Annotated in this window: 22 protein-coding genes; 4 read left to right on the top strand and 18 right to left on the bottom strand. The window is 63.0% G+C overall.

What is annotated here, in order from left to right; translation table 11 throughout:
* Nucleotides 1-37: 37 nt before the first annotated feature.
* Both JL811_RS04900 and JL811_RS04895 read right to left on the bottom strand, forming a co-directional pair.
* Nucleotides 38-1048, bottom strand: coding sequence for a glycine betaine ABC transporter substrate-binding protein (locus tag JL811_RS04900; RefSeq protein WP_202687363.1), 1011 nt, complete (start codon nucleotides 1046-1048; stop codon nucleotides 38-40).
* A 99-nt stretch (nucleotides 1049-1147) separates the two neighbouring features.
* Complete coding sequence (locus JL811_RS04895; RefSeq protein WP_202687361.1) at nucleotides 1148-2143, bottom strand: Ldh family oxidoreductase; 996 nt, start codon at nucleotides 2141-2143, stop codon at nucleotides 1148-1150.
* Between the two features lie 91 nt (nucleotides 2144-2234).
* Here JL811_RS04895 and JL811_RS04890 point away from each other — a divergent pair, with 91 nt between their 5' ends.
* Nucleotides 2235-3137, top strand: coding sequence for a LysR family transcriptional regulator (locus tag JL811_RS04890; RefSeq protein ID WP_202687359.1), 903 nt, complete (start codon nucleotides 2235-2237; stop codon nucleotides 3135-3137).
* A gap of 89 nt (nucleotides 3138-3226) precedes the next feature.
* On the opposite strand, the gene JL811_RS04885 is transcribed toward JL811_RS04890, so the two are convergent.
* From JL811_RS04885 to JL811_RS04855, 7 genes are all read right to left on the bottom strand, one after another.
* Nucleotides 3227-4186, bottom strand: coding sequence for an ABC transporter ATP-binding protein (locus JL811_RS04885; RefSeq protein WP_202687357.1), 960 nt, complete (start codon nucleotides 4184-4186; stop codon nucleotides 3227-3229).
* A complete protein-coding gene (locus tag JL811_RS04880) occupies nucleotides 4183-5151 on the bottom strand; it encodes an ABC transporter ATP-binding protein (protein WP_202687355.1) in 969 nt (322 codons plus the stop codon). The genes JL811_RS04885 and JL811_RS04880 overlap by 4 nt, the downstream gene beginning before the upstream one ends.
* Nucleotides 5148-5999: an ABC transporter permease gene (locus JL811_RS04875; protein WP_202687353.1), complete on the bottom strand. Its 852-nt coding sequence runs from the start codon at nucleotides 5997-5999 to the stop codon at nucleotides 5148-5150. The genes JL811_RS04880 and JL811_RS04875 overlap by 4 nt, the downstream gene beginning before the upstream one ends.
* Complete coding sequence (locus JL811_RS04870; RefSeq protein ID WP_202687351.1) at nucleotides 5996-6943, bottom strand: ABC transporter permease; 948 nt, start codon at nucleotides 6941-6943, stop codon at nucleotides 5996-5998. The genes JL811_RS04875 and JL811_RS04870 overlap by 4 nt, the downstream gene beginning before the upstream one ends.
* A 23-nt stretch (nucleotides 6944-6966) precedes the next feature.
* Nucleotides 6967-8490 carry an ABC transporter substrate-binding protein gene (locus tag JL811_RS04865; protein WP_202687349.1) on the bottom strand — a complete coding sequence of 508 codons (1524 nt, stop codon included), beginning with the start codon at nucleotides 8488-8490 and terminating at the stop codon, nucleotides 6967-6969.
* A gap of 30 nt (nucleotides 8491-8520) precedes the next feature.
* A complete protein-coding gene (locus JL811_RS04860; protein ID WP_202687347.1) occupies nucleotides 8521-9297 on the bottom strand; it encodes an SDR family NAD(P)-dependent oxidoreductase in 777 nt (258 codons plus the stop codon).
* A 79-nt stretch (nucleotides 9298-9376) separates the two neighbouring features.
* Nucleotides 9377-10507, bottom strand: a complete 1131-nt coding sequence (locus JL811_RS04855; RefSeq protein ID WP_202687345.1) for an amidohydrolase/deacetylase family metallohydrolase — start codon at nucleotides 10505-10507, stop codon at nucleotides 9377-9379.
* 479 nt (nucleotides 10508-10986) lie between these two features.
* Between JL811_RS04855 and JL811_RS04850 the strand changes: the two genes are divergently transcribed.
* Complete coding sequence (locus JL811_RS04850; protein WP_202687343.1) at nucleotides 10987-11931, top strand: MurR/RpiR family transcriptional regulator; 945 nt, start codon at nucleotides 10987-10989, stop codon at nucleotides 11929-11931.
* 126 nt (nucleotides 11932-12057) lie between these two features.
* Here JL811_RS04850 and JL811_RS04845 read toward each other — a convergent pair whose 3' ends face one another.
* Nucleotides 12058-12423, bottom strand: a complete 366-nt coding sequence (locus tag JL811_RS04845) for a RidA family protein (RefSeq protein ID WP_202687341.1) — start codon at nucleotides 12421-12423, stop codon at nucleotides 12058-12060.
* A gap of 161 nt (nucleotides 12424-12584) precedes the next feature.
* Here JL811_RS04845 and JL811_RS04840 point away from each other — a divergent pair, with 161 nt between their 5' ends.
* Nucleotides 12585-13640: a D-TA family PLP-dependent enzyme gene (locus tag JL811_RS04840; RefSeq protein WP_202687339.1), complete on the top strand. Its 1056-nt coding sequence runs from the start codon at nucleotides 12585-12587 to the stop codon at nucleotides 13638-13640.
* A 288-nt stretch (nucleotides 13641-13928) separates the two neighbouring features.
* On the opposite strand, the gene JL811_RS04835 is transcribed toward JL811_RS04840, so the two are convergent.
* From JL811_RS04835 to JL811_RS04815, 5 genes are all read right to left on the bottom strand, one after another.
* Entirely contained in the window at nucleotides 13929-15056 is a 1128-nt protein-coding gene (locus JL811_RS04835) for a DUF21 domain-containing protein (RefSeq protein ID WP_202687337.1), read from the bottom strand.
* Between the two features lie 337 nt (nucleotides 15057-15393).
* Complete coding sequence (locus JL811_RS04830) at nucleotides 15394-17007, bottom strand: ABC transporter ATP-binding protein (RefSeq protein ID WP_202687335.1); 1614 nt, start codon at nucleotides 17005-17007, stop codon at nucleotides 15394-15396.
* A gap of 3 nt (nucleotides 17008-17010) precedes the next feature.
* Complete coding sequence (locus JL811_RS04825) at nucleotides 17011-17925, bottom strand: ABC transporter permease (RefSeq protein WP_202687333.1); 915 nt, start codon at nucleotides 17923-17925, stop codon at nucleotides 17011-17013.
* A gap of 4 nt (nucleotides 17926-17929) precedes the next feature.
* A complete protein-coding gene (locus JL811_RS04820; RefSeq protein ID WP_202687331.1) occupies nucleotides 17930-18883 on the bottom strand; it encodes an ABC transporter permease in 954 nt (317 codons plus the stop codon).
* Nucleotides 18884-18990: 107 nt separating this feature from the next.
* On the bottom strand, nucleotides 18991-20553 hold the full coding sequence (locus JL811_RS04815) for an ABC transporter substrate-binding protein (protein ID WP_337924718.1): 1563 nt from the start codon (nucleotides 20551-20553) through the stop codon (nucleotides 18991-18993).
* Between the two features lie 574 nt (nucleotides 20554-21127).
* Between JL811_RS04815 and betC the strand changes: the two genes are divergently transcribed.
* Nucleotides 21128-22633 carry a choline-sulfatase gene (gene betC, locus JL811_RS04810; RefSeq protein WP_202687329.1) on the top strand — a complete coding sequence of 502 codons (1506 nt, stop codon included), beginning with the start codon at nucleotides 21128-21130 and terminating at the stop codon, nucleotides 22631-22633.
* 3 nt (nucleotides 22634-22636) lie between these two features.
* Here the strand turns inward: betC and JL811_RS04805 are convergent, their stop codons facing one another.
* Genes JL811_RS04805 through JL811_RS04795 form a run of 3 tightly spaced genes read right to left on the bottom strand, consistent with a single transcriptional unit; the run spans nucleotide 22637 to nucleotide 26752 of the window.
* Entirely contained in the window at nucleotides 22637-24040 is a 1404-nt protein-coding gene (locus JL811_RS04805; protein ID WP_420496762.1) for a nodulation protein NodH, read from the bottom strand.
* 4 nt (nucleotides 24041-24044) lie between these two features.
* Entirely contained in the window at nucleotides 24045-25745 is a 1701-nt protein-coding gene (locus JL811_RS04800) for a DUF5927 domain-containing protein (protein WP_202687327.1), read from the bottom strand.
* On the bottom strand, nucleotides 25742-26752 hold the full coding sequence (locus JL811_RS04795) for a glycosyltransferase family 2 protein (RefSeq protein ID WP_202687325.1): 1011 nt from the start codon (nucleotides 26750-26752) through the stop codon (nucleotides 25742-25744). The genes JL811_RS04800 and JL811_RS04795 overlap by 4 nt, the downstream gene beginning before the upstream one ends.
* Between the last annotated feature and the right edge of the window lie 13 nt (nucleotides 26753-26765).

The raw sequence follows: 26765 nt of genomic DNA, 5'->3' as shown, positions 1-26765 counted from the left end.
CCCCGCCGCCCCGTTGCCGGGTCGGCGCGGGTTCGCATCAGTTCAGGCTCGCCTTGACCTTTTCGGCCACATCAGCGGAAACCCATCCGGTCCAGATCGATTCATTGTTGCGCAGGAAATGGGTCGCAACCTCTTCGGCCGTGGCGCCATTGTCATCGCCCCAGGCCAGGACAGTGCTGATCTCGTCATTCGGCACCTGCATCTTCGACAGGAATTCCGCCACATCCGGGGCCTGCTCCTTCAGGTCCGAGACCACGGCCACGGCCACCTCGCCCGCGGCCCATCCCGTCACCTGCGGATCCTCGCAATTGGCATCGGTCAGGCAGGTGAATTTCTCACGGTCGCTTTCGGGCATTGCCAGACGGACCAGCCCGAACTTGCCCACCACGTCGGAAGGGCCCCAGTAATAGCCGACCCAGGGCTTGTTCTGCGCAACGGCGCGCGCGATGGAGGCTTTGAGGTTCTCGCCCGACCCGGGTGAGAACAGCTCGAACGTGTCGTCAAGCGCGAGCGCCTTGTAGTAATTGGTGATGATCACTTCGCTCGCCCAGCCGGGCGGGCCGTTGTAGAGCCGCCCCACGCCGGGGTTCTGGTTGTCCTCGAAAATCTTCCAGTTGGCGGCAAGATCCTCGATCGTGTGCAGGTCCGGATTCTGCTCCAGCACATAGTCCGGCACCCAGAGCCCGTCCTGCCCGCCGCCCGAAAAGATGTCAGAGGCCTTGTAGACATTGCCCTTGGCCTGCATCTCATCCCACTGCGCCTGCACGGTCGAGACCCACAATTCGGGCGCGATCGTCGGGGTGGAACGGGTCAGCATCGACGTTGCCGTGGGCACCGTGTCACCGGGAACCAGCTCGGCGGTGCAGTCATAGCCAGTCGAAAGGATCTTCTGCGTCACATGCGCAAGCGCCGCCGCGGAAAGCCAGGTCATCTCGGCGATGGTGACCTTTTCGGCCGTGCCGCAATCGGCGGCTGCGGCCGGTTGGGCCAGAGCGAGGCCCGAAGCCGCAAATGCGGCAAGGGTGGTCAAACGTCTTGTTCCAGTCATTGCAAACCTCCTGTGGCGCGACGCCGTCTTGCGCGGCGACCTGTCGGCAGGTTCCCCTGTCCGGTCAGTTCAATCAAACGACATCGAATGACATTTGTTTCAGTTTTTCTGAAGTCGCAGCCGGGCCATCAGGGCCTCGTCCAGCTCGACGCCCTCCGCTTCGGTCCGGATCCGCGCCGCGCGCCGCCGTGCGCCGGGCAGGCGCGCGTCCTGCTGCACCGTGATCGCCTCGGCAAGTGCCGCGATCCGGTCGGTGAACCCATCGGCATGGGCGGCGGGGTCGATGGCGATGAAGCATTGACCGGTCGCGGGGGGGCCGCCGACCGGCCCCGAAAACGGGCTGGCGGTGCGGCTTGGCTCTGCCCCGGCTAGGGCGGAGGCCAGAACCTCGACCATCAGGCCGATGCCAAAGCCCTTGACCCCGCCCGCCGGCAGCATCGAGCCTTTCAGCCCTGCCTCGGCATCGGTCGTCGGCTGTCCCTCGGCATCAAGCGCCCAACCTTCGGGGATCGGTTTGCCCTGCCGTGCCCGCAGCAGCACCTCGGATTTCGCCACCACGCTGGCCGACTGGTCGATGACAAACCGCGCTCCGCCTTGCCCGTCCGGCACGGCCAGTGCGAAAGGGTTGGTGCCGATCACCGGCACCTTGCCCCCCACCGGCGAGATCGAGGCCGGCGCATGGGTGAAGCAAAGCCCGATCAGCCCCGCCCCGGCGATCTGCTCGGCATGATGCCCCAGCAGGCCGCAATTATAGGACCGCCGCAGGGTCAGGGCGGCAATACCCACCTGCCGGGCCGCCTCGATCAGCCGGGGCAGGCCCAGATCAATAGCGGGATGGGCAAAGCCATGCGCGGCATCCACCGCAATCGCCCCGGCCCTTGGTTGTGTCAGCCGCGGTTCGGCCTGACCATCGACCTTGCCGCAGGTCAGATGTTCCACATAGATCGGCAGATACAACAGACCGTGCGAGCGCATGCCGTCACGCTCTGCCGCCCGGATGGATCGCGCCACGGGACCGGCCTGTGCCGCGCTTGCCCCTGCCGCCCGCAGCACCGCCAGGGCGCGCGCCTCAACCTCGTCCAATGTCCACCGCATCCCTGCCTCCTGCCTGTTCATGGCCAGAAGCCCCGATTGCCCATTTCAATGCAACACAGTAGTTTTGACCAAAACCTAAGGAAAATTGAACATGATCCGGCTCGAAGCCCTACGCGCCTTTGTCGAAGTCGCAGATCACGGCAATATCAAGGACGCCTCGGAAAAGCTGTATCGCACGCCTTCGGCGCTTTCGATGACGCTCAAGCAGATCGAGGATCGCCTTGGCTGTCCGCTGTTCGAGACCGACCGCAAATCCAGCCTGACCGAGATGGGCCGGTTTCTGTACAATCAGGCGGTCGTGCTGCTGCGCGATTACGACCGGGCGATGGAACGGATCGAAGCGCAGTCAAAGGCGCGCAGCGGACGGCTGCGGATCGCCTCGGTTCCATCGGTCGCCACGATGCTGTTGCCGTCGTTCCTGCAGATGTTTCTGCATGTCCGGCCCGATCTGGACATTGACCTTGTCGATACCGACAGTACCGATGTGCGGCTTCTGGTCGAGACCGGGCAGGTAGACCTGGGGATTGCGGGAACGGGGCCCGACATGCCCGGTCTGGTCTGCGAACCGATCTTCCGCGATCCGTTCAGGCTGGTCTGCCGCTCCGACAGTGTGCTGGCTGCCAAGAGCGATGTGCTGGACTGGTCCGATCTGGCGGGGCAGCCACTGATCATCAACGAAGCCACCCGCGGCCTGCCCGCGCCGGAATTTCAGCGTCTGGCCCGCGATGCGCGCTTTTCGGTGCGCAATGTCACCTCCCTGCTGGCAATGGTCAGCACCGGCATGGGTGTTACCCTCCTGCCCGCGCTGGCCACGGTGAACCTGGCCGCCACGCTGACCGCGCGCCCGCTGCGGGATCCGGCCTGCCACAGGACTGTCGGCATCCACTGGCGCGAGGGCAAGGTGCCCAGCCCTGTCACCAGCCTGTTCCGGACCGAATTTGCCATTGCCGCCCGGGCGCAGGCCAGACGGATCGGGCTGGAGCCGGTCAGCTGACGCGCGCCGGACACCACTCCCCCGGCAAGCGCCGCGCCCGGCGCACCGTGTCCATCATGGGGCGCAAACCTGCGTCACAAACCCCGTTGTCAGGCGTGATGACAGGAGACAAGGCGTTCCGGTTCGACTTCCCTGAGGACCGGGGCGACCGTTGCGCAGAGTTCGGTGCGACGAGGGCAGCGATCATGGAAAGGGCATCCCTCCAGGCGGGAAAACCGGCTGGGCGGTTCGTCAGGCTCAATCATGCCGGCAATCCGGCTGCTGGGATCGGGACGCGGGATCGCCCGGATCAGAAGGTCGGTATAGGGGTGGCGCGGATCGCGGAACAGTGCCCGGGCCGGGGCGATCTCGACGATCTGGCCCATGTAAAGCACGGCCACGCGGTCCGATATCTTGGCGACCACGCTCAGATCATGGCTGATGAACATCAAGGTCAGGCCCAGCCGTGACTTCAACTCTCCCAGCAGGTTCAGAACCTGCGCCTGAATCGACACATCCAGCGCGGAAACCGGTTCATCTGCGATCACAAGATCGGGCTCGGGCAGGATGGCGCGGGCAATACCGACGCGCTGGCGCTGACCGCCCGACAATTCATGCGGAAACCGGTCGGCAAAGCGGGCGCCAAGGCCGACGCGGTCCAAAGCCTCACCCACCCTGTCGGCACGGTCCTTCCGGTTTGCAAAAATCCCGTGGATATCCCCCGCTTCGGCGACGGAATCCCCGATGGAGCGGCGCGGATCAAGCGAGGCGTAAGGGTCCTGAAAAACCATGCGGATCCGCAACCGGGCGCGCGCCAATGCGCGCCGATCAAGCGTCAGGAGATCAGAGCCGTCATAATGAACCTCTCCGCCATCGGCGCGGGTCAACCCCATGATGGCCCGGGCAAGTGACGATTTCCCGCAACCGGATTCGCCCACGATGCCCAGCGTCTCCCCCGAGCGGACCGCCAGCGAAATGTCATCCACGGCGCGGACTTCATGGCGTTGCCCGCCCCGACGGATGCGGTAGACCTTCCTGAGGTTGCGGATATCCAGCACCGTATCCGTCATGCCGGCACCTCGTGATTGAGTGGGAAATGGCACCGCGCCGATTGCCCAAGGTCGTTGAATGCCACCGGCACAGGGCCGCGCCGGCATCGGTCCTGCACCCGGGAGCAACGGGGCGCGAAGGGGCAGCCATCCTTGATTTCGTCAGGTCGCGGGGCTGAGCCGGGAATGGTGGGCAGCAGCGGATCATCCGAGGTCGGATCAGGCAGACAGGCCATCAGCCCGGCGGTATAGGGATGCAGCGGTGCTGCGAAAAGCGGCACGACATCGCCGGTTTCCACCAGCCCGCCCGCATACATAACCGCCACCCGGTCCGCCAGTTGCGCCACCACGCCCAGATCATGGGTGATGAACAGAACGCCCATGTCCAGACTGTCGCAAAGTTCACGGATCAGGCCCAGAACCTGCCGCTGGACGGTGACATCCAGCGCGGTCGTCGGTTCATCGGCAATCAGCACCGCAGGGCGGCAGGCCAGCGCGATGGCGATCATCACACGCTGGCGCATCCCGCCCGAAAGCTCATGCGGGAAGGCATCAAGCTGATGGGCGGCATCGGGTATGCGTACCATGTCCAGCAATTCACGCGCCCGGGCGGGCGGCGATGCGGTGCGGTCATGGACGCGCACCGCCTCTTTGATCTGGTCGCCGATGCGCAGGACGGGGTTCAGTGAGGTCATCGGTTCCTGAAACACCATCGCGATGCGTCCGCATCCCTGTTTCACCCGCTGATGCGGGGCAAGATGGGTGATATCGGCCCCGTTGAGCAGAATTTTCCCGCCCGTCACCCCGATCCCATGCGGCAGAAGGCCCATGGCCGCCAGCGATGTCATGCTTTTGCCGCAGCCGGATTCGCCGACAAGGCCCAGAATTTCACCGGGGCCAATGTCAAAGGATGTGCCCCGCACGATCTGCAGATTGCGTCCCGCAGAGACGACCAGATCGGAAACGGACAGGATCGGAGTGTTCATTTGCGCACCATATCGCGGAAACGCGGGTCCATCCGGTCGCGCAGCCAGTCGCCGACAAGGTTGAGGGAAAAGGCCGTCAGCACGATCATCAGCCCCGGCCACAGCAAGAGCCATGAGGCGCGGGTGATATAGATGCGCGATTCCGCCAGCATATTGCCCCATGAGGGCACATCGGGCGGCGCGCCCAGACCCAGAAAATCAAGCGCGGCAGCGCCCAGTTGCGCGAAGGCGAAAACGAAACTGGCCTGCACCATCAAGGGCGAGATCATGTTGGGCAGGATATGGCGGGTCACGACCCACCATGTTCCGGCCCCCATGCTGCGCGCGGCCTCGACATAGGGTTCGGCGCGCAGGCGCAGCGCCACGCCATAGACGATGCGCGCCGTGGTGGTCAGGTAGATCAGGCCGATGGCAAGGATCGCGTTGAACACCCCCTGTCCCAGAATAACGATCAGCCCCAGCGCCAGCAGCAGCGAGGGAAAGGACATCAGCACATCGACCATCCGCATCAGCACCCGGCCAAGGCGCGGATAAAGCGCCGACAGCACCCCGATCGGCACGCCTGAGGCCAGCGCGAAGGCCACCACCCCGACCCCGATCAGCAGGGCCAGCCGCGCCCCATAGACCACGCGGCTGAACGTATCGCGACCGAAGTGATCGGTTCCCATCAGATGCGCCCCGCCCGGCGGCAGCAGCCGGTTCACCGGATCAATCGCATCGGGCGGGAAGGGCGCGATCAGCGGCGCGAACACCGCCCCCAGAACGATCAGCATCAGAAAGGCCGCGCCAAGCGCCGTCAAGGGGCGCGCAAGGACCGGCCCGACCAGAGCATGCAACTGGCGGATCATTCGAGTTCCACCCTTGGATCAAGCATCCTGTAGGACAGATCCACCAGCAGGTTGATGACCAGATAAAGGCATACGATAATCAGGATCACCCCCTGAATGACCGGATAATCCCGCCGCAGGATCGACTGGACGACGGTGCGCCCGACACCGGGCAGGGCAAAGACGGTTTCGGTCACCACAGCCTCGGAAATCAGGGCGGCGAAGGTGAAGCCGAAGGCCGAGACCACCGCCAGCAGCGCATTGCGCAGGATATGGCGCACAACGACGCGGGTCGGGCTGATGCCCTTGGCGCGGGCGGTGCGCACATAATCCTCCCGCGCGACATCCAGCATCGAGGCGCGGGTCAGCCGCAGGATCAGCGCCGCATTGGGGGCTGCCAGCGCGATGCTGGGCAACACAAGATAGCGCAGGTTCGCAAGGCCGCCCTCTTCAAAGATCGAGGGATAACCAGAACTTGGAAACCATCCCAGCCCGGCCGCAAAGATCAGGATCAGGTAAAGACCAACCCAGAAGGTGGGCACCGACGCCAGCAGCATTGCAAGCCCCGATAGCCCCTGATCAACCCAACGCCCCTGCCGCATCGCGGCCAGAACACCCACCGGAATACCGAAGCCGACGATCCAGACCATCGTCATCGTCGCCAGCAGGATCGAGGTTTCGGCCCCGTCGGCAATCACCTGCGTCACCGGGGTTTCGAAAAACACGGAATGACCGAGATCGCCCTGCAGGGCGTTCCCGGCCCAGATCAGATATTGCAGCACCACAGGTTCATCCAGACCCAGCCGCGCGCGGAGCGCCGCCACCTGATCGGGCGTCGCCCCATCGCCCAGCATGACATAGACCGGATCACCCGGGATCAGATGGATGAAGGCGAAAATCACGATGGAGGCGGCGATCAGGGTCATGATCGCCGCGCCCGTGCGCCTTATGACGTAGCGGAGCATCTAGAGAAGATCCCCGGCCCGGCCTATTTTGAGGCCCCCCAGAAATGCGGGAAGGCCGGCGCGCCATCCCAGGGCGTTGACAGCGCAGGAGAGGCGATGTCGAAGGAATAGACATTGCCCACCTTCACCACCGGCACCTGTTCATAGATGAGCGCCTGCAACTCTCCCCAAGCGCCTGTGCGCGTTTCAAGATCGGATGTGCCGGTGAATTTCGCGGCCAGCGCCTGCTTTTCTTCCGATGCCCACCAGCCCGGATAGCTGTCATTCATCACGGTCAGCAGGACTGGATCGGGGATCGCGCCGTGATGGGTCACGAACATGTCCCATTCGGCGGGCTGGCCCCGCAGCGTCAGCAGCGTTGCCCAGTCGACCACCACCATCTGAACATTGATGCCCGCATCGGCAAGCTGACGGGTGAAGACCGTCGCCTGATCGAAATGCTCCTTGTAGTTGGTCGAGACCAGAAGCTTGATCGGCGTGCCGTCATATCCCGCCTCGGCGGCCAATGCCTTGGCCTTTTCTGCGTCGCCTTCGCTATAGGCCTCGGTGCCTGATGTGCTGTGCCAGACATTGCCTTCGGGGAAGAAGGATCCATCCGCCTTGAACAGTTCCGGCTCACCCACCGAAACCTGCAACGCCTGTTCCATGTCCAGCGAGGCCAGAATTGCCTGACGCAGCACGTAATTGTCCTTCAGCGGGCCGGTATCGGAATTCATGAACATCAGTCCGAAAATCGGCGCGGCGCTGATCTTGACCTGCACCCCGGGATCATCCTTGACGGTTCCGTAAAGATCACCCGAGATATATTCGGCATAGTCGTAATCGCCGGCCTGAACCCCGCTCATCCTTGTGCCGACATCCGGGACGGGGATGAATTGCAGCTTTTCGAACAGGGCTTCGCGTCCGCCCGCCTCGCCATCCAGAGGGGCGTCGATTTTTGCATAATCGTCAAAGCGGACAAGTTCGACATAGCGGTTGGGACGGATTTCGCCGAACCGGTAAGGACCGGTGCCGATGTAATCCTCGGGCGCAATCGTATCCCCGCCTGCGGCAGTGGCCACATCGGCGGGATAGATCACCGGGCCGCCATTGGGATAGGCCAGCATGCTTTTCCACGCGCCGTTCGGGGCGGTCAGGGTCAGCGTCACCTCCAAGGGCCCGGTCGCCTCGGCCTTTTCAAGCCCCAGCAGCTTGCCGCGCGATCCGAATTCCGCCCACCGGTTGAGCGAGGCCGCCACATCCTCGGCCGTCATCGCATCGCCGTCATGGAAGACCACGCCGTCACGCAAGGCGATGGTGATGGTCTTTTCATCCTCTGAAATCGTCTCGCCCGTTGCCAGAAACGGTTGCGGCACGGCGGCGGCATCGAACGCATACAGCATCTCGAACATGTGCTGCGCGATGGTCGAGGCAAGCGTTGCCGTGCCCATCTGGATGTCAAGGCTGGGCGGTTCGCTGACGGTTGCGTAGCGCAGGGTCTGCGCCGTGACGGGCGATGCCATCAGGGCAGCAAAGGCGACACCTCCAAGTAACTGTCCGAATTTCATAAGTCGTACCTCCTTGTTGGCGTCTGTTGATCAGACGCAGGTATAGCCGCCGTCGATGACAAGGCTGGCACCCGTCATGAACCGCGCGGAATCCGATGCGAGATACAGCGCCAATGCGCCGATATCCTTTGGATCACCCATGGTTCCCATGGGTATGTTGGCAACGATCCCCTCGATGATCTCGGGATTGCTGCGCTGCCATTTCAGATTGGGTTCGGTGGCGAAGATCCCCGGGCAGATGACGTTGGCGGTGATGCCATGCGGCGCCCAGTCCACGGCCAGCGTGCGGGTGAACTGCAGCACCGCCGCCTTCGCGGCCTCGTAATGCCGCCCGCCGATCCCCTTGCCTGCCACCATGGCGTTGATCGAGGCGATATTGATGATCCGCCCGCCCTTGCCGGCGGCAATCATCGCCTTGCCCAGAATCCGCGAACACAGATAGGTCGAGGTCAGATTCAGGTCCATCATCCCGCGCCATGTCGCAAGATCCAGATCCTCGGTCGCGATATTGACCCGTCGCCCGCCGACATTGTTGATCAGGATGTCAAATGTCCCGATGGTATCCAGCGCATGATGACATGCGGTTTCGGTCGCTTCGGGGTTTCCGATATCGGCCTCCAGCGCCCAGACAGTGCGGCCAAGGGCGCGGATCGCGGTTGCGGTTTCCTCCAGCGCCGACGAAGGGCGCGCCACCAGCGCGATATCGGCCCCTGCATGGGCCAGCGCCAGCGCCATTTCCCGGCCCAGACCCCGGCTGCCCCCGGTGACGAAGGCACGCTTGCCGCCCAGATCAAACAGCCCGGTCATGCAGCCGCCGCTTCTGCCCCGGACGGCGCAGCCTGCATCGTCCCGGTGGTCACGCGACGGACGGGGTGCCGCAGTGTCATCATGCCGCCCGCCAGACACCGGCACGGGCAATGCCCACCGGCACAAGATGGCGATCATGGTTGACGACGACCCCCATCACGTCATCCAGCGCGATATCGCCCATCACCTCGCGGAAAACACTCACATCGCCCACCGCGCCGGCGCTCAGATGTCCCAGATCCTCCCGCCGGATCGCGCGGGCAGGGGCCATGCTGCAGGCCTCCACCACTTCGGGCAGGGTCCAGTCAAGCGCCAGAAACTTGGTCATCACCCGCAGATTGTCATGGGCCGGGCCGTCGATGCAGAAGGCATGCACATCCGATGAGATGACATCGGGGCGGAACCCTTCGGCCAGCATGGCCTTGGCCGATTTCCATGAAAACGACCCCTGACCATGGCCGATATCGAAGATCACGCCGCGTTCGCGCGCCGCGCGCACCTCATCCCGGACCCGGCCATCGCCATGCATGGGCGCATTCGGAAAGGGGCGGAAACAATGGGTCAGCACATCGCCCTTGCGCAGCCGCGACACCACCTCGCCATAGCTGGGGGGCGGCTGATCGATATGCACCATCAGCGGCAGGCCGGTTTCATCGGCGACGTCCAGCGCCACATCCAGCGGCATTATCCCCGAAGGCCCCGAGGAATAGACCCCGAGGCGCACCTTGATGCCGATCACCGTATCGGGATTGGCGCGTGCGATCATCGCCGCCTCACGCGCCGCGATCAGGCGCATATTGTCGGACTCGCCGACCCGCACCCCGTTGGAAAACGCATAGATCCCGGCAAAGCTGACATGCAGATAGGCAAGAACCCTGCAAAAGGCAGGTGCAATCAGGTGCTTGGCAAAACCTGCATAATTGCCCGGCCCGGCACTTCCGGCATCCACCAGCGTCGTGCAGGCCGATTTCAGCGCATAAAGATCAGGATCAACGCCCAGCGAGGTGCCGCCCCAATAGACATGGGTATGCAGATCAATCAGGCCCGGTGTCACGATGGCCCCGGTCGCATCGACCATATCGGCCTCTGCCGGTGCATCAACACCGATCCCGGCAATCCTTCCGTCCTTGACCACCACATCGGCGATCCGGTCGATGCCATTGGCAGGGTCGATGACGCGCCCGCCCCGGATGACAAGATGACCCGTCATGCGAAAACGGATCCGGGCAGTGACATGGCATTGGCAATTCGCAAGGCGGACTCCTCAGGGGCTTGGCATTCGTTACCCGGACCGGCCCGACTTCAGAAACGGGTCTTCAGAAACGGGGCTTCAGAAACGGGGTAATCAACAAATCGGGCGGCAACGCAGGCACAGACAAAGACAGAACCGCAGAACGCCCGTCGCGCCCCCGTCATCGCACCGGCCCGGAACCGGTCATCTGACCGGCTTGTGGGCAAGGCTGCCTCTGATCACTTGCTGCCCACATCCCGGAACCAGACCGGATCCGGGTTTTCGGCAGCATTGCGGCAAAGTCTGTAAATATCTTACAATTCTGTCAAGAGATTCGAGAGGGCCCGATGAATATCGCAAAACAAGTGGAAATATCGCCTTTGTTGATGTGATATTCCTACAAATTCTTGACCTGCCCCCGGACCAGGACGATACTGCGACCGTCACGAGAGGTGCGCATGGACGCCGAACGCAGATCCGATCCCGCGCCCATGGACGCGCCGCCTGACCGGCGCATTCCCGATATCGTCGGCCGCATCAAGGATGTGTTTGCCACGCTCAGCCCTGCAGAACGCAGGGTGGCGGCGGCTGTTCTGAGTGATGTGCGTCAGGCGGTCGAGGACAGCAGCGCCGCCCTTGCCGTCCGGGCAAGGGTGAGTGAGCCCAGCGTCACCCGGTTCTGCCGAACCATCGGATGTGACGGGGTGCGGGATTTCAAACTGAAACTGGCGCAAAGCCTCGTGGTGGGGGAGTTGTATCTTTATGCCGATACCGCCCCGTCCGCATCCGATGCCACGGATCAACACGCGCCCGAGTTCTGGGGCGTCGTGCTGGGCGATGCCCATGCCGCCCTGCGTGAGGTAGAGCGTCAGATCAACCCCGATGCCGTGCTTGCAGCGGCAGCGGACATTGCCCGCGCCGGTCAGGTGGTCACCTTCGGTCTGGGGGGCAGTGCCGCGCCACTGGCGCTTGAAACCCAGCACCGGCTGTTCCGCTATGGGGTGCGGGCGGTCTGCTGCACCGATCCCTATCTGATGCGCATGACGGCGGCGACCCTGCATGCCAATGATGTCGTGATCGCGATCTCGGCTTCGGGCAAGACCGCCGAACTGATCGAGGCGGTGGAACTGGCCCGGGGCTATGGCGCCACCACCATCGCCATCACCGCCATGGCCAGCCCCCTGATCCGATCGGTGCAGCATCCGCTGGGGGTGGCCATTCCGGAAAACACCAACACGCTGACCCCAACCGCTGCAAGGTTTGCCTATCTTGCCGTCATCGACCTGCTGTCGGCTGCGACCGGATACGCGCTTGGCCCCTCGGCGCGCGAAAGCCTTCGGCGGATCAAATATGCGGTGCTGAACCACCGCAACGGCAACATTCTGGAACCGCTGGGGGATTAGCCATTGCCGCAGATGCAACGGGCAGGGGTGCGACACTGCGGGCAAGTGTCGTCCGGTTTATGCAAAACCGTGATACCGCGCCCCCCCGCGCAAGGCAGAGGGCGCGGCATGTCACCTGACAAAAGGTCAGACCGGTTTATAGGCAACCGCCTCGATCTCGACCGCGATATCGATCATCAGCCGGGATTCGGCGGTCGAGCGGGCCGGCGGATCCTTGGGGAAATGCTTGCCATAGGCGGCATTGAACGCCGGAAAGTCATCGCGGTCCCGCAACCAGACCGTTGTTTTCACCACATCCGACAGATCGCATCCCGCAAGTTTCAGTGCCGCCGCGATATTGGCGATCACCTGATCCGTTTCCGGACCCACCCCGCCAGCGACGACCTTGCCATCCGCGCCGACCGGAACCTGACCGGATACGAAAACGAAATCCCCGGCCCGCACGGCGGGCGACAGCGGAACATGGCTGGTTCCGAAAGCTTGCTTGGTCATGGCCTCAACTCCTTTATTCAACTTCGGCGAGAACCTTATCCATCGGGGCACAGAAAGCCAGACAGGACTTGTCCGAAAGTTGCCGACCCGCCCTCTGTGTCCGGCCCCAAGGCGACCAACTCCTGCAATTCTAATTGCAAAACGATGATCCGAGGCACCCCATGAATATCGACGATATCGACACCCCCGCGATCCTGATCGACCTTGACGTGGCAGAGGCCAACATGGCCCGCGCCCAGACCTATGCCGATACGCATGGCCTTGCCCTGCGGCCCCATATCAAGACCCACCGGCTGCCCTATTTCGCAAGACGGCAGGTGGAACTGGGCGCAAAGGGGATCAATTGCCAGAAACTGGGCGAGGCCGAGGTGATGGCGGATGCGGGTCTGACCGATATCCTGATCACGTTCAACATCATCGGCAAGGCCAAGCTGGACCGGCTGGCAGCCCTTCATGCGCGGGTCAGTGTCGCGGTGGTGGCCGACAACGTGCCGGTGATCGAAGGCTATGCTGCCCGCTTCACCGATGCTGGTCATCCCCTTGATGTCCTTGTGGAATGTGACACCGGGGCCGAGCGCAATGGCGTTCAGTCCGCGCAACAGGCGCTGGACCTCGCGCGGCTGATCGACGCCGCCCCGGGGCTGCGGTTTGCCGGGCTGCTGACCTACCCGCCCTCCGATCCGAAAGCGACCGGCGCGTGGCTGACAAAGGCCAGACAGGTCATCGAGGATGCGGGAATTGCGGTTCCGAAAGTGTCAAGCGGAGGGTCCCCGACGCTCTACGCGGCGCATGAAACGGACGGGATCAATGAATACCGGGTCGGCACCTATATCTTTTCTGACCGGATGCAGGTGGCTGCAGGTCTGGGGACCATCCAGGATTGCGCGCTCAGCGTGCTGCTGACCGTGGCAAGCCGCCCGACAGAGAACCGCGCCACGCTTGACGGTGGGTCGAAGGCACTGGCCGCTGATATCTGCGCCGCCCCCGGGCACGGGCATATTCTGGAACACCCGGACGCCATCGTCACCAAACTGAGCGAGGAGCATGCCGTTGTCGATCTTGCCGCCTGCGCGGAAAAGCCCGGGATCGGCGCGCGGGTTCGTGTGATCCCCAACCATGTCTGCGTCGTGGTCAATCTTTTCGACAAGGTGCATCTGATGCGCGGCAATAAGGTCGAGCAGGTTCTCGACGTATCGGCGCGGGGGAAGTCAAACTGACCGGCCTGAGCCGCGTGCGAGGCCGCGACCAAGCTGAATTGTCTGGTGATCCGCAACGTCATGCAAGGTGGCAGGACTGTTCGGGACTGGTTTGCGGCCCGCAATCAGTCCGCCAGCATGGTCAACAAGCGCTTCAATGAGTGTCCGGACCTGAAACCCGCATGGGCCAAGCCGGATACACAAAGCGCATGACACTCCCGGCCAGTTCGCGGGGCCGCTCCGCGTTTGCTGGCGCGCCAGCGAAATCAAAGTCCCCGACATCCCGGGCCAGTGGCCGCTTGGCGATGATCACCTCTTCCCGGCGGGCTGGTCGCGATGCCCCATTCCATCGAGCAGACAGCGCAGGACATCCGAACCGGTAATCATCCTCTTCTCGGCCGGCGACCAGTAAAGAATGACGGTTTCATCATGACCGGCATCGGCGTCGCGCAGTCTGGCCAGTCTGGAAATCGCGATGTCGAGCGTGTCGCCCGGTTGGCGGACCACGGCCGGGGGATGGCAGTAGTCAACGGGACGGACCTGCTGTTTCAGGACGAGGACATCCCGCAGAAAACTGCCAGCATCCAGCAGCAGACGCGGCTGATCCTCCTGATCGGTCAGGATGACCCATTTCTTGCGCGCGGCGGCCAGCCCTCTGATGAAGTGATCCTCCGGCACCGGCTTGAACTCCGGAAAATCCGGGCGGCCGTCGCTGAACGCGATCTGCATGATGCTTTGCGGATCGACGCTGTTGCCCTGCTGGCGGACCACAAGATCGTCGAGCGCCAGAAAGTTGATTGCGCCGATTGCCTCGACGCGACCAACCTCACTGCTTGAATATTCGGCATGATAGCGCAGGATGTTGTGAAGTTCGCGCTCGCGAAACCATGGAATTGCCTCGGTGCCGACCCAGGCATCCAGAAGCATCGCAATAGGCTTGGCCACCGGCCACAGCAAAATGCGATAAAGCCGCAGGACAGGGGCGAACAAGGCGACCGCCCGCAGGGCATTGCGCGAGAAATAAGCCTGCGGCACGATCTCGCCCACCGCTGTGATGAGGACGGTCGAGAACAGAAATGCCAGCACGCCCGCCATGACGGAATCCGCCAGCATCGTCAAAAGCACGTTGATGGCGACATTGCCCGTCAGGATGGTCACCAATGTGAAATTTGCATCGCGCCTGAGCTCCAGTGCGCTTTGGGCACTTTTGTCGCCCGCCGCTGCCGCCGCCTCAAGACGAAGACGGCTCAGGCTGAAGACCGCGATATTGCATCCCGAGAACAGGCCGGATTGTGAAATGCAGAAACAGATCCCCAACCAGATCAGCGCGTCATTCATGAAGTCTCCTTTGGTTTGGCACATTCGGTCATGGCGTGGTGTCCGGTCCCCTTGGGCACCTTGTAAAACCCGGGGAGGTGGGCGAACCCGGCCCGGCATGGTTGATTAGACATGGGCTGCACAAGGCCGCAGGATCCAGTTCAACCCCTGTCGGCAGGCCTTGTTCCCGCAATCGCGCTCCGGTCGACGGATCATCCTGCGCGGGCCCCCTCGCTGGATCGCCTCATCAACCTCCGGCCGGGCCGCCCGATCACTCGCGGATGCACCAGATCGAAGGGCTGCATAAACGGCGAGTCCGGTCTGCGCTCCGTGGCGTTGTTCACGAAGGCAAAAGCGCCAAAGCCCGCGACACGCTTTCCGCTTGCGGCACAGGGGCAAGATCGCGCCATTCCGGGATGCCAAGCCCGGGTTTTTAGCAGGCTAAACCCGGCGGCGCCTAGCCCGCCGCCGCGCGCTGTTCCAGCAACCGGCTGAGCCAGTCGGGGTCCATATCCGGCACCGAAGACAGAAGAAGCTCGGTGTAGGGTTCATGCGGGGGCTGGAACATCTCGTCCTTCAGGCCCTGTTCGATGACGCGGCCCTGCTGCATCACCACCACCTCATCGGCGATGGCCTTCACGGTCGCAAGGTCATGGGTGATGAACATATAGGCCAGCCCCATTTCCGATTGCAGCCGGTCCAGCAGGCGCAGGATGCCCTCCTGCACGATCTGGTCCAGCGCCGAGGTGATCTCATCGCAGATGATAAGCCGCGGTTCGGCGGCCAGCGCGCGCGCGATGCCGATGCGCTGCTTCTGCCCGCCCGACAGTTCCGAGGGCAGGCGGTCGATATATTTGTCCGGCTCCAACTCAATCAGGTCCAGAAGGTCGCGGATGCGGTTGGTCAGCGCCTTGCCGCGCAGGCCCAGATACATCTGGGCGGGACGCCCGATCAGTTCACGCAGGCGCAGCTTGGGGTTCAGCGCGGTATCGGCCATCTGATAGATCATCTGGCATTGCCGCAACTGGTCCCGCGTGCGGGCGGTATAGGCGGGGGGCAGGGGCTTGCCGTCAAACAGAACCTCGCCGCGTTCTGGCGGCAAAAGGCCGGTAATGACGCGGGCGGTGGTGGATTTTCCCGAACCGCTTTCGCCCACCACGGCGACGGTTCGGCCCGCATGGATGTCAAAGCTGACATTTTCCAGCACCCGGACCTTGCCATAGCCTGCGGTGACGTTGCGGACTGACACGACCGGCGTGCCGGTCGGGGCGGGCTGCGTGGCCTTGGCAAAGCTGCGCACGGCCCAAAGGCTTTTGGTATAATCCTCACGCGGGGAGGACAGCATAGTGCGGGTTTCGGCCTCTTCGACCTCTTCCCCGCGCAGCAGGATCTTGATGCGGTCGGCCATCTGGGCCACCACGGCAAGGTCATGGGTGATATAGATTGCCGCCGTGCCGAATTGTGCCACGATATCGCGGATCGCGTGCAGAACCTCGATCTGTGTGGTCACGTCCAGTGCGGTGGTGGGTTCATCGAAGATGATAAGCTCGGGACGGCAGGCCATGGCCATGGCCGTCATCGCGCGCTGCAACTGGCCGCCCGACACCTGATGCGGATAGCGGAACCCGATATCCTCGGGGTTCGGCAGGCGCATCCGGCGGTAAAGCTCGACTGCATCCGATGCGGCCTGATCGCGCGGCATCACGCCCTTGACCACCGGGGTTTCGCAATATTGTTCAATCAGGCGATGCGCGGGGTTGAAACTGGCCGCCGCCGATTGCGCGACATAGGCGATGCGCTTGCCGCGCAACTCACGTCTTTGCTGCTCGGAGGCCTTGCGCAGGTCGATCCCGTCAAACTGGATCGACCCGCCCGAGATGCGGCAGCCATCGCGCGCAAACCCCATCGAGGCCAGCCCGATGGTAGATTTTCCGGCACCGGATTCGCCGATCAGGCCCAGAACCTCACCCCGGTTCAGGGTCAGGTCCACGCCCTTGACGATTTCCAGCCAGTCATCGCCGGAACGCCCCTCGATCCGCAGATCCTTGATGGTCAGAAGCGGGTCAGCCATGGCTTACTCCTTCAATCCGCTGGCGCGGTGCAACTGCCAGTCGACCACGAAATTGACCGCGACCGTCAACAGCGCGATCGCCCCCGCCGGCAGCAGCGGTGTCACATCGCCGAAGGTGATGAGCGTGGCGCTTTCGCGCACCATCGACCCCCAGTCGGCGGTCGGTGGCTTGATCCCGAGGCCAAGGAACGACAGCGCCGAAATCGCAAGAAAGACAAAGCAGAAGCGCAGGCCGAATTCCGCCACCAGCGGCGCCATCGCATTGGGCAGAATCTCCCGCGTGATCAGCCGCCACATGGTTTCACCCCGCAGGCGGGCGGCCTCGATATAATCCATCACCACGACGCCCTGCGCCACCGACCGTGCCAGACGGAACACCCGTGTCGCATCGACCATGGCGATGATGATGATCAGCGTCAGAACCGAGGTGCCGAAGATCGTCAGCAGCAGCAGCGAGAAGATCAGTGCCGGGATCGCCATCAGCGCATCGACAAACCGCGACAGGCCCTGATCCATCCAGCCGCCCACCGTGGCGGCCCATAGCCCGAGGATCGAGCCAACGATAAAGGCCAGCGCGGTGGTGGCAAAGGCGATGCCAACGGTGTTCCGCGCGCCATAGATCATCCGGGAAAGCATGTCGCGGCCCAGTGAATCGGTGCCCAGATAATGCGGCGCGCCCCATGGCATGTAGCGCGCGCCCACGACCTCCCGTTCAGGGAAGGGGGCAAGGACCGGGGCCAGAAACGCCACCAGAACATAGATCAGGATCACCAGCAGCCCGAAACTGGCCGAGATCGGCATGTCACGGAAGGCGCGTTTCACCTCGCCCGAGGTGACAGCGGTCAGCAGCGCGCGAAACCCCCAGCCCAGACCGATGGAGACGACGATGAACAGTGCGAAATACAGGATCAGGGTCATCGCATCACCTCCGGTGCAGCAGGCGTGGGTTCGACAGTGTCGACAGCACATCCGCCAGAAGGTTGAGAAGGACATAGGCCGCAGCGAAGATCAGCGCCACCGCCTGCACCACCGCAATATCGCGGTTCGACACCGCATCGACCATCAACTGACCCAAGCCCGGATAGACGAACACCACTTCCACCACCACGACCCCGGTGATGAGATAGGCAAGGTTCAGCGCCACGACATTGATGATCGGGGCCAGCGCATTGGGCACCGCATGGCGCAGGATGATGCGCATCGGCGAAAGACCCTTCAGCCGCGCCATTTCAATATAGGGCGAGGCCAGAAGGTTGATGATCGCGGCCCGCGTCATCCGCATCATATGGGCGGTGACGACCAGCGTCAGCGTCAGGGCAGGCAGGAAGGCCATGTAAAGCTTGTCCCCGAATTCTGTGGTCGGATTGATCCGCACCATCGAGGGGAACAGACCGGTCTGCGCCAGCCAGAGCACAAGGATATAGGCCACGAAGAACTCGGGGAACGAAATCGCGCTGAGCGCGCCGACATTGGCCGCGCGGTCAAAGATCGAATTGCGCCAGAGGGCGGCAAGGATCCCCAGCGTAAGTGAGATCGGAACCGCCAGCGCGGCGGCGTAAAGCGCCAGGAAGATCGTATTGCCCAGACGGGCGGATATCAGGTCTGAAATCGGGCGGCGGTTGGCCATGGAAACCCCGAAATCCCCCTGCAGGAAGGCCGAAAGCCAGTTCCAGTAGCGCACCGGCGCGGGCTGATCGAGGCCAAGCTGCGCGCGCAGCGCGGCCAGTGTCTCAGGCGTGGCCGACTGGCCCAGCAATTCGCGGGCAAGATCGCCCGGCAGCAATTCGGTCGCGCCGAAGATCACCACCGAGACGATGAACAATGTCAGCACCCCGAGGGCGAGCCTCTGGCCGACCATTTTCCAGACATGGCCCATGTCGTGTTTTCCCTATCCCTGTTCGGTCGATGCGGGCCGATCTGGCGTGGCCCTGCATCCGTCCCCCGGCGGCGGCGCCACCGGGGGAATTGTTCTGCGCGTATGGATCAGGCGAACCACCAGCGTTCGGTGCAGCGGAACCCGTCAAGGTTCCAGTTGGTCGAGATCTTCTCGGGCGTGGCCACCGCGTCGGCGACGGCCATGACGTAGTTGTTATACATCGGGATGATCGCAGCCCCCTCGAAGGACACGAGATGCTGCATCTCGTGATACATTTCGCGGCGCTTGTCCTCATCCACGACCGAACGGGCCCCGACCAGCAGTTCCATGAACCGCTCGTTTTCCCAGAAGGTATCGTTCCACGCCCCGCCGGTGGCATAGGCGGTGGTGAACATATGATCCTCGACCGCGCGGCCACCCCAATAGCTGGCGCAGAAGGGTTGCTTCATCCAGACATTGTCCCAGTAGCCATCATTCGGCGCTCGGTCGACGGTGATGTTGATATTGGCGGCGCGGGCGGTTTCGCTGAACAGGACCGCCGCATCGACGGCGCCCGAAAAGGCCGCATCGGCCGCTGTCAGGGTGACGTCCAGACTGTCGAGGCCGGCCTCTTTGAGGTAGAACTTGGCCTTGTCCGGATCATAGGTCTTGGCTTCCATATCCGGGTTGAAATAGCGGTTTGCCGGGCCGATCGGGTTGTCATTCGACACCTGACCGTGACCGGCAAGGATCTTGTCCACCAGTTCCTGACGGTCGATCGCGTATTTCAGCGCAAGCCGCACATTGTTGTCGTTATAGGGCGCGGCGCGGCTGTCCATCGGGAAGGTGTAATGCGCGGTGCCGGGGATCGACAGGATGCGGTTGCCGCCACGGGCGGCCAGCATGTCGATGGTCGCGGGGTCGACCTGATCGATCACATCGACCGATCCGGTCATCAGGGCGTTCAGACGCGCGGCAGAATCAAGGATCGGCAGCAGTTCCAGCCCGTCGAAATGCGCGCGGTCCGATTTCCAGTAATTCGGGTTGCGCGACAGGGTGGCCTGCACGCCGGGTTCATAGCTGTCAACGACATAGCCGCCGCAGCCATCGGTGGATTGCACGTCGATCTTGCCATCGACGGCAGGCATGATCGCAAGGTGATAATCCGACATGATATAGGCAAAGTCGGCATTGGGCGCGTCCAGCGTGACCACGACATTCTGGCCGTCAGCCTTGATATCGGTGACCGGTGCCATCAGCGGCTTGATCGCCGAAGTGGTTGCTTCACCCCGGTGATGGTTCAGCGAGGCGATGACATCCTCGACCGTGACCGGCTTGCCGGAATGGAAGCTGACACCTTCGCGGATCTTGAACACCCATGTCTGGCCGTCCGCGCTTTCCCAGCTTTCGGCGATCTCGGGGGTCAGCTGGCTATTGGCATCGACCTCGATCAGCTGGTTGTGGCGCGCGGCGGCAAAGACCTGTGCGTAAAGGTTGTCCCAGAGGCCGGGATCCATCCCGTCGGTGGTCGAGCCATGGCCGATCCCGACGCGCAGGATGCCGCCCTTTTTCGGTTCGGCGCGGGCGGCGGTCATCGAGGCCGGCAGGATCAGCCCGGCAGCGGTCATCGCGGTGGCGCCCTGCAGCAGGCCGCGGCGGGTCAGGCCGGATTGGTGCGGTTTCATCGTCATTGTCATAGTCTCCCTTTGTGACAGACATCCTGCGCCACCCGCCTTGGGGTCGCGCGGATCGTATGGCTTTTCTTGCGTCCGGCCGGGCCGGTCGGGGCGGATTGCGCGGGCCGAAATACCGGGGCCACGGCGCTTGTCCTTAGGGTGGCAGCATAAATCCCGACGGGCAACCCCACAGAGGCCGGCATGTCGGCATGGGTCATGCTGGGGATCGCTGCCATCGCGGCTCCGTTCGGGTGGTGCGGCCTGCGGGGGCAATCCCCCCGGCCAGCATCTCGTTACACTGCGGTCAGCAGGGGCAGCGCGACAATGGAAAAAAATCGCCCCTCAGCCCGGACAGAAAGACGGTCACGCCCCCGGCGGCCTTTGGGCTGTTTCTGTTGATGCCCATTAAAATCATTCAATTTCAGATCTTTGGCTGATTCAACCGCTTTGCGCGGCCGCGACTGGAATGGGCCCTGCGGTCCTGCGCCGCATGGTTTTTTCATGCGCTGCAGCCTTCCCGTACCCTTGCCCGATGGCCCCCCATCCGCCACTGATGCGCAGATCAGCGCAAAATAAGGGGGAAAGTGCGATGGACCGGCCGAACATCCTGATTCTGATGGTCGATCAGTTGAATGGCACATTCTTTCCCGATGGCCCTGCCGATTTTCTGCACGCGCCGAACCTGAAACGGCTTGCCGCGCGGTCGGTGCGCTTTGCCAACAGCTATACCGGCAGCCCGCTTTGCGCGCCGGGGCGGGCCTCGTTCATGTCGGGGCAGTTGCCGCATCGCACCCGGGTCTATGACAATGCCGCCGAATTCACCTCGGATGTGCCCTGTTTCACCCATCACCTGCGCCGCGCGGGCTATGCCACCACGCTGTCGGGCAAGATGCATTTCGTCGGCCCGGACCAGATGCACGGGTTTGAGGAACGGCTGACGACCGATATCTATCCGGCTGATTTCGGCTGGACCCCGGATTACCGCAAACCGGGCGAACGGATTGACTGGTGGTATCACAATCTGGGCTCGGTCACCGGCGCGGGTGTGGCCGAGATCACCAACCAGCTGGAATATGATGATGACGTGGCCCATTGCGCGGTGCAGAAGCTGTATGATCTGTCGCGCGGCGGGGACGCCCGGCCATGGTGTCTGACGGTCAGCTTTACCCATCCGCATGACCCCTATGTAGCGCGGCGCAAGTACTGGGATCTGTATGAAGGCTGTGCCGAACTGGAGCCGCAGCCGGCGATTCCCTATGATGAACAGGACCCCCATTCGCAGCGCCTGATGGATGCCTGCGACTGGCGCGCCTTCGACATCACGCCCGATCATATTCGCCGCGCGCGGCAGGGCTATTTCGCCAATATCAGCTATGTCGATGACAAGATCGGTGAGATTATGGCCGCGCTTGAGGCGAGCCGGCAAGAGGCGGTGATCCTGTTCGTGTCGGATCATGGCGATATGCTGGGCGACCGGGGCCTGTGGTTCAAGATGAGCCTGTTTGAAGGGTCGGCGCGGGTGCCCCTGATGATCGCGGCGCCCGATCTTGCGCCGGGGCTTGTGGAAACCCCGGTTTCGACCATCGACGTGACGCCGACCCTGTGTGATCTGGCCGGAATTTCCATGTCCGAGGTGATGCCCTGGACCGACGGGGTCAGCCTTTTGCCACTGGCGCGGGGCGACGGGCGGGCCGAGCCTGTGGCGATGGAATATGCCGCCGAAGGGTCGATCACGCCCTTGGTCGCGCTGCGGGACGCACAGTGGAAATACATCCGCTGCAAGGCCGATCCCGAGCTTTTGTTCGATATGCAGGCCGATCCGGGCGAAAAGGTGAACCGCGCCACCGATCCGGCCTGCGCGGCGGTGCTGGACCGGTTCCGGGCCATGGCCGATGCGCGCTGGTCGCTGGATCTGTTTGACGCGGCGGTGCGCGAAAGTCAGGCGCGGCGCTGGGTGGTCTATGAGGCGCTGCGGCAGGGCGGCTATTTTCCGTGGGATTACCAGCCGCTGCAAAAGGCGTCGGAGCGCTATATGCGCAATCACATGGACCTGAACGTGCTGGAAGAAAACAAGCGCTTCCCGCGCGGGGAATAGCGTTCAGGCCTTCCAGTCACCAAATCCGAACCCGGCATAGTCGCGCGGATAGGCATCGCGCGCGGCGGCCTCAAGGTCGGGTCCATGGATCGTGGCCAGCAGCGCAAGGCTTGGTTCGTCGCTTGCGGGCAGGGGCGGGGCCTCGGTCCCGATTTCATCACACAGATGGCGCAGACCTGCGGCCAGCCGGTCCTCACGCAGCACGAAATCGGGCGTCTGGAACTGCGCGAATCCCTGCAGCACGGCAGTCTGCGACGCGAAATGCGGGTCCACCCGCAGGCCGGACTGGCCCGACACATTCTGTTTCAAAAAGCCCAGGAATTGCAGGAAGGCCGCGCGATGGGCCTCGGGGTCCAGTGTCTCTCCGGGTTTGGGCAGCGCGATTTTCCAGGCCTTGATCAGCGCCTCACGGATCACGGGCAGTTTCGCGGTCAGGATCATGTCGCAAAACCCGGCATGGGCGCGGGCCAGCGGGTGCCGCAGCACCGTAAAGGCACGATGCGGGGTTTCGCGGCGCAGCCATTGGCGCAGCAGTTTCTGGTTGAAATCGCGGCTGACCGGGCCAAGGGCGGCCAGCCAGTCCTCGACCTGTGCGACGGGACCGCCCCGCACTGGCATGTAAAGCGCCCCGCGTGCCGCCGCGAAGGACGGGATCGCGGGGGCGCGGCGGGGCTCGAAATTCGGCGTGCGCGACAGGTTGAACCGGTCAAGCCGCGCCAGGGCGGCCTCCATCGCGGGGAAGTTCTCGACCTTCTCCTCGATCGCTTCGGGATTTTGCTTTTTCAGCGTTCCGTCGGGCGCCTCCAGTCTGCCCTCGACGCCCAGAAACCGCGCCAGACCGTTCAGAACGGCGGTATCGTTGATATCCTCATAATCAATGTAGAACGCCGTCTGCCCGCTGGTCTGCAACCCGTTCAAAAGCGTGATCTGGAATTGTTGCAGCGCCTCGAGATGCGTTTCGAAATCCGCGATGTCGAATCGCGCCTGCGCGGTCCTGAGCTTGGTTGCATTGGTCAGTTTCCACTGGTTCGTGGCCTGCGCGATCTTCCATGAGACATAGCTTTCGACCGGGTTGCGCGTCAGAACGATCTTGGCGCAGGCGCGGTCTTCCAGCACCAGCGGCAAGACGCGGGGGTCGTGATCGTGAAAATAGCGGAACCCCGACAGCCCTTGGGTCGTCTCACGCATCCGCGCCATCAGACGTGCCGGGTCGGCGGTCCGCTCGGGTAGCGAGACGCCCAGATAATCGGTCTGGTTCAGCTTGCCGATGAAATGCGGGTTGAACGCCTCCCCATGGCAGGTGACGCCGGGAAGGGCGTTCAGATTGGCCTCAAGAAAGTTGGAACCGGTGCGCATTTCGGCGAACAGCACGAAAGAGGTGAACGGACGGGGGGATTGCTGCGACAAGGGATCACTTCACCAGATAGGGCCGCCCACGGCGGGTTGAATGGGCCTTGGGATCGTCATTGACCGGAAAATCGCCCATCAGGAAGGGCTGCATGCCCTGATTGCGCAGATTCTGCAGGAACTGGCCAAAGCCCGTCAGATCGGCCAGACGCGGCGCCTCGGTCAGGCGGCGCAGGGCGCGGGGGCTTATTTCATCCACGATGGTCTGCAAGGGCTCCATCGGGTTCTCGATGAATTCCGCCAGCGTCCAGATCCGCACCCGCGCCTTGCTCCACGGACTGCGCAGCGTGTTCAGATGTTCGGCCTCGACCTTTTGCAATTGCGCCGCCTCGGCCCGCAGATCGGCGAAGTTCTGGTTCGACTTGAACAGCGGCACCGCCCATGCGCCGGAAATCACCGAGATCGTTGCATTGGGATCGGTGGCCAGTGCCCAGTTCAGTGCCTTGTTATCGGCAGGACCGAACTGGAAACATTGCCGTTCCCCCCGGGTGTTCCACAGAAGGTTGGTCAGAAAGCTGCGGGGATTATAGTCGCGCAGCGCGGCATTGTCCGACAGCGCGCCATTATAGACCGTTTCCCCCCCGGCGAATTCCGCCCGGCCCGGGGCAAAGAGATGGCCATGCACCCGCGTGCCGGTCATCCGGCCCAGCCATGTCTCGAAATTCTCAAAAAGTTCGGAAAACCCTTCAAAAACCGAATAGGGCATCGCGGTCTTGCCGTTTTCCCAGTTTTCATTGGGATAGCGGCTTTGCATGTAAAGCCCCGCGCGGCCCTTGGTGCGCCGTTCCACCGCCTTGGAAAACAGCCGGTCAATCTTGCCCGGATTGGGTTCGGCGGCAGGCTGACCCTCGGCCCCCTCGACCAGAAAGACGCGGTAAAGCTTCTTGGCATGGGGCCAGATCTTGCGCGCGACAAAGCAATCGGACCGCCGCAAAAGCTGCAGGTGATCATCATAGAAGATATGCGGCTTGCCCTGAAAATCGAATTTCGACAGCGTCAGCGAGCGGCTTTCGATATTCACCGAATATTGCCGCGCGAGGGTCTGGAAATAGCTTTCATCCGGAATCCAGACATGGCGGAAATACCGGTCGATGCGCTGGCGGTCCGGATCTTCCAGTATGGCCGAAAGCGTCTGGCGGGTCAGGCACCACCACTGGCTGCCCAGATGTGGCACGATCCCCGGCGGGATCCGGCGTTTCAGCCGGATACGGCGCTGGAAGTTCACATAGGCGTCGAAACGCCGCCGCTGGCGCCGCCATGAGAAGGGAAAGCGCAGGGTAAAGCGTTCCGCATCCAGCCCGCCGATGGTCCAGCCTACATCGGCGGTGGTCACGCTTTCAATGAAATCGGTGCGCGGGCGGCTGTCCAGATAGGCGCGCAGTTCCCGCACCGGGCGCAGGGGAAGGCAGGACCCGGAGGCCAGAAAGACGTGACGCACACCCGGAAAATCGTGCAGCAGGATCGTCGCCGCCGCCTGTGTCGCGGCAACGATGCCCCATGTTCCCCATTCGCAGGCATAGCGGCCACTGAACCGGACATCGTTCAGATCGGCCAGATCGGCGCGCAACTGGTCAAAGGATTTGCGGTCCACTCGCTTGTCCAGATGGATCACAACCGGGCAGCCATGTGTCACCCAGTGCCGCGCCACCTGCGCTGCGCGGTCCAGTGCGGTATGACACAAAAGGATGATACCGACCGTGCTCATGCCCAGTTGCCCTTGGACATCAGGCCCAGAATCTCAAGCTGACGCCAGTTGATGTATTTCTCGCTCCATTTGCACCAGAGATCGGGGTGATCGTCCAGCGCGGCCTTGTAGGCCTTGTATTCGTGACTTGCGGCATAATGTTGGCCGCGGCGCATTTCCTCTTCCGCCTTGGCCGCGAAAGTGTCGAGGAATTTCGCGTGCAGCAGCACACCGCTGGCCTTTTCCCCGCCCCATTCGTCATAGACAAGGTTCAGCCCGCGCGGCAGCAGCATATGGGTGGAGCTGGCATAGGCATAAGCGCGGTCCCATTTCACCAGCGGGATCTTGTTCAGCGCCGGGGCGCGTTCGGGCGCATCGGTGAAGAAGGTGCGCGCGCGCGGCCCTCCCTGAATCCAGAGATTGCCGAAACGGTGGTTGCGGCTGATCGTGTAATTGCCGCTGTCGAACCATTGCGCGATGGCAAAGGGATCCTCACCCTCACGGTAAGGCTGCGCGCCGATCGGTCCCTTGGGATACATGTCCAGCAGCATCGCCGAAAAGGATTTGATGGATGAGGCGTCCAGCCAGTCGGTCAGCGCCCGCAAGGGCCGCGTGTCACAGAACGGGTAGACGAAAAATTCATCCGGGTCGACGACCAGCGACCAGTGCCCATGGGCATGTTTCATCTGCAGCCAGTTCAGCCAGTCCACCCCGAACCGCGCGCGCTTGTAGCTGTGGCGCGTGGTCCAGAGCGAGACATCCGGCTGATCCTGCAGATATTCGCGCGATCCGTCATCGCTGTCATTATCGACGATCAGGAAATGGTTGATGCCCATGTCGCGGTAATAGCGCAGGAAATAGGGCAGCCGGACCCTTTCGTTGCGCAGGGTCGAAAAGGCCAGCAGATCATCGGGCCCGATCCGGTGGGTCCGGTCGGCCAAGGCACGCAATTCCCGCCGCTTCCGGAATGCCCGGAACCGCCAGCGCTTGCGCGCAAGCCGCAGCCTGTATCGGGAAAAAATGCCCACCCCGCTCCTTTGT

The sequence above is a fragment of the Szabonella alba genome (genome assembly GCF_016765775.1).
In the GTDB taxonomy this organism is placed as follows: domain Bacteria; phylum Pseudomonadota; class Alphaproteobacteria; order Rhodobacterales; family Rhodobacteraceae; genus Szabonella; species Szabonella alba.
Note: the sequence above shows the minus strand (reverse complement) of the source record. Positions and strands in the feature narration are given on the sequence as shown.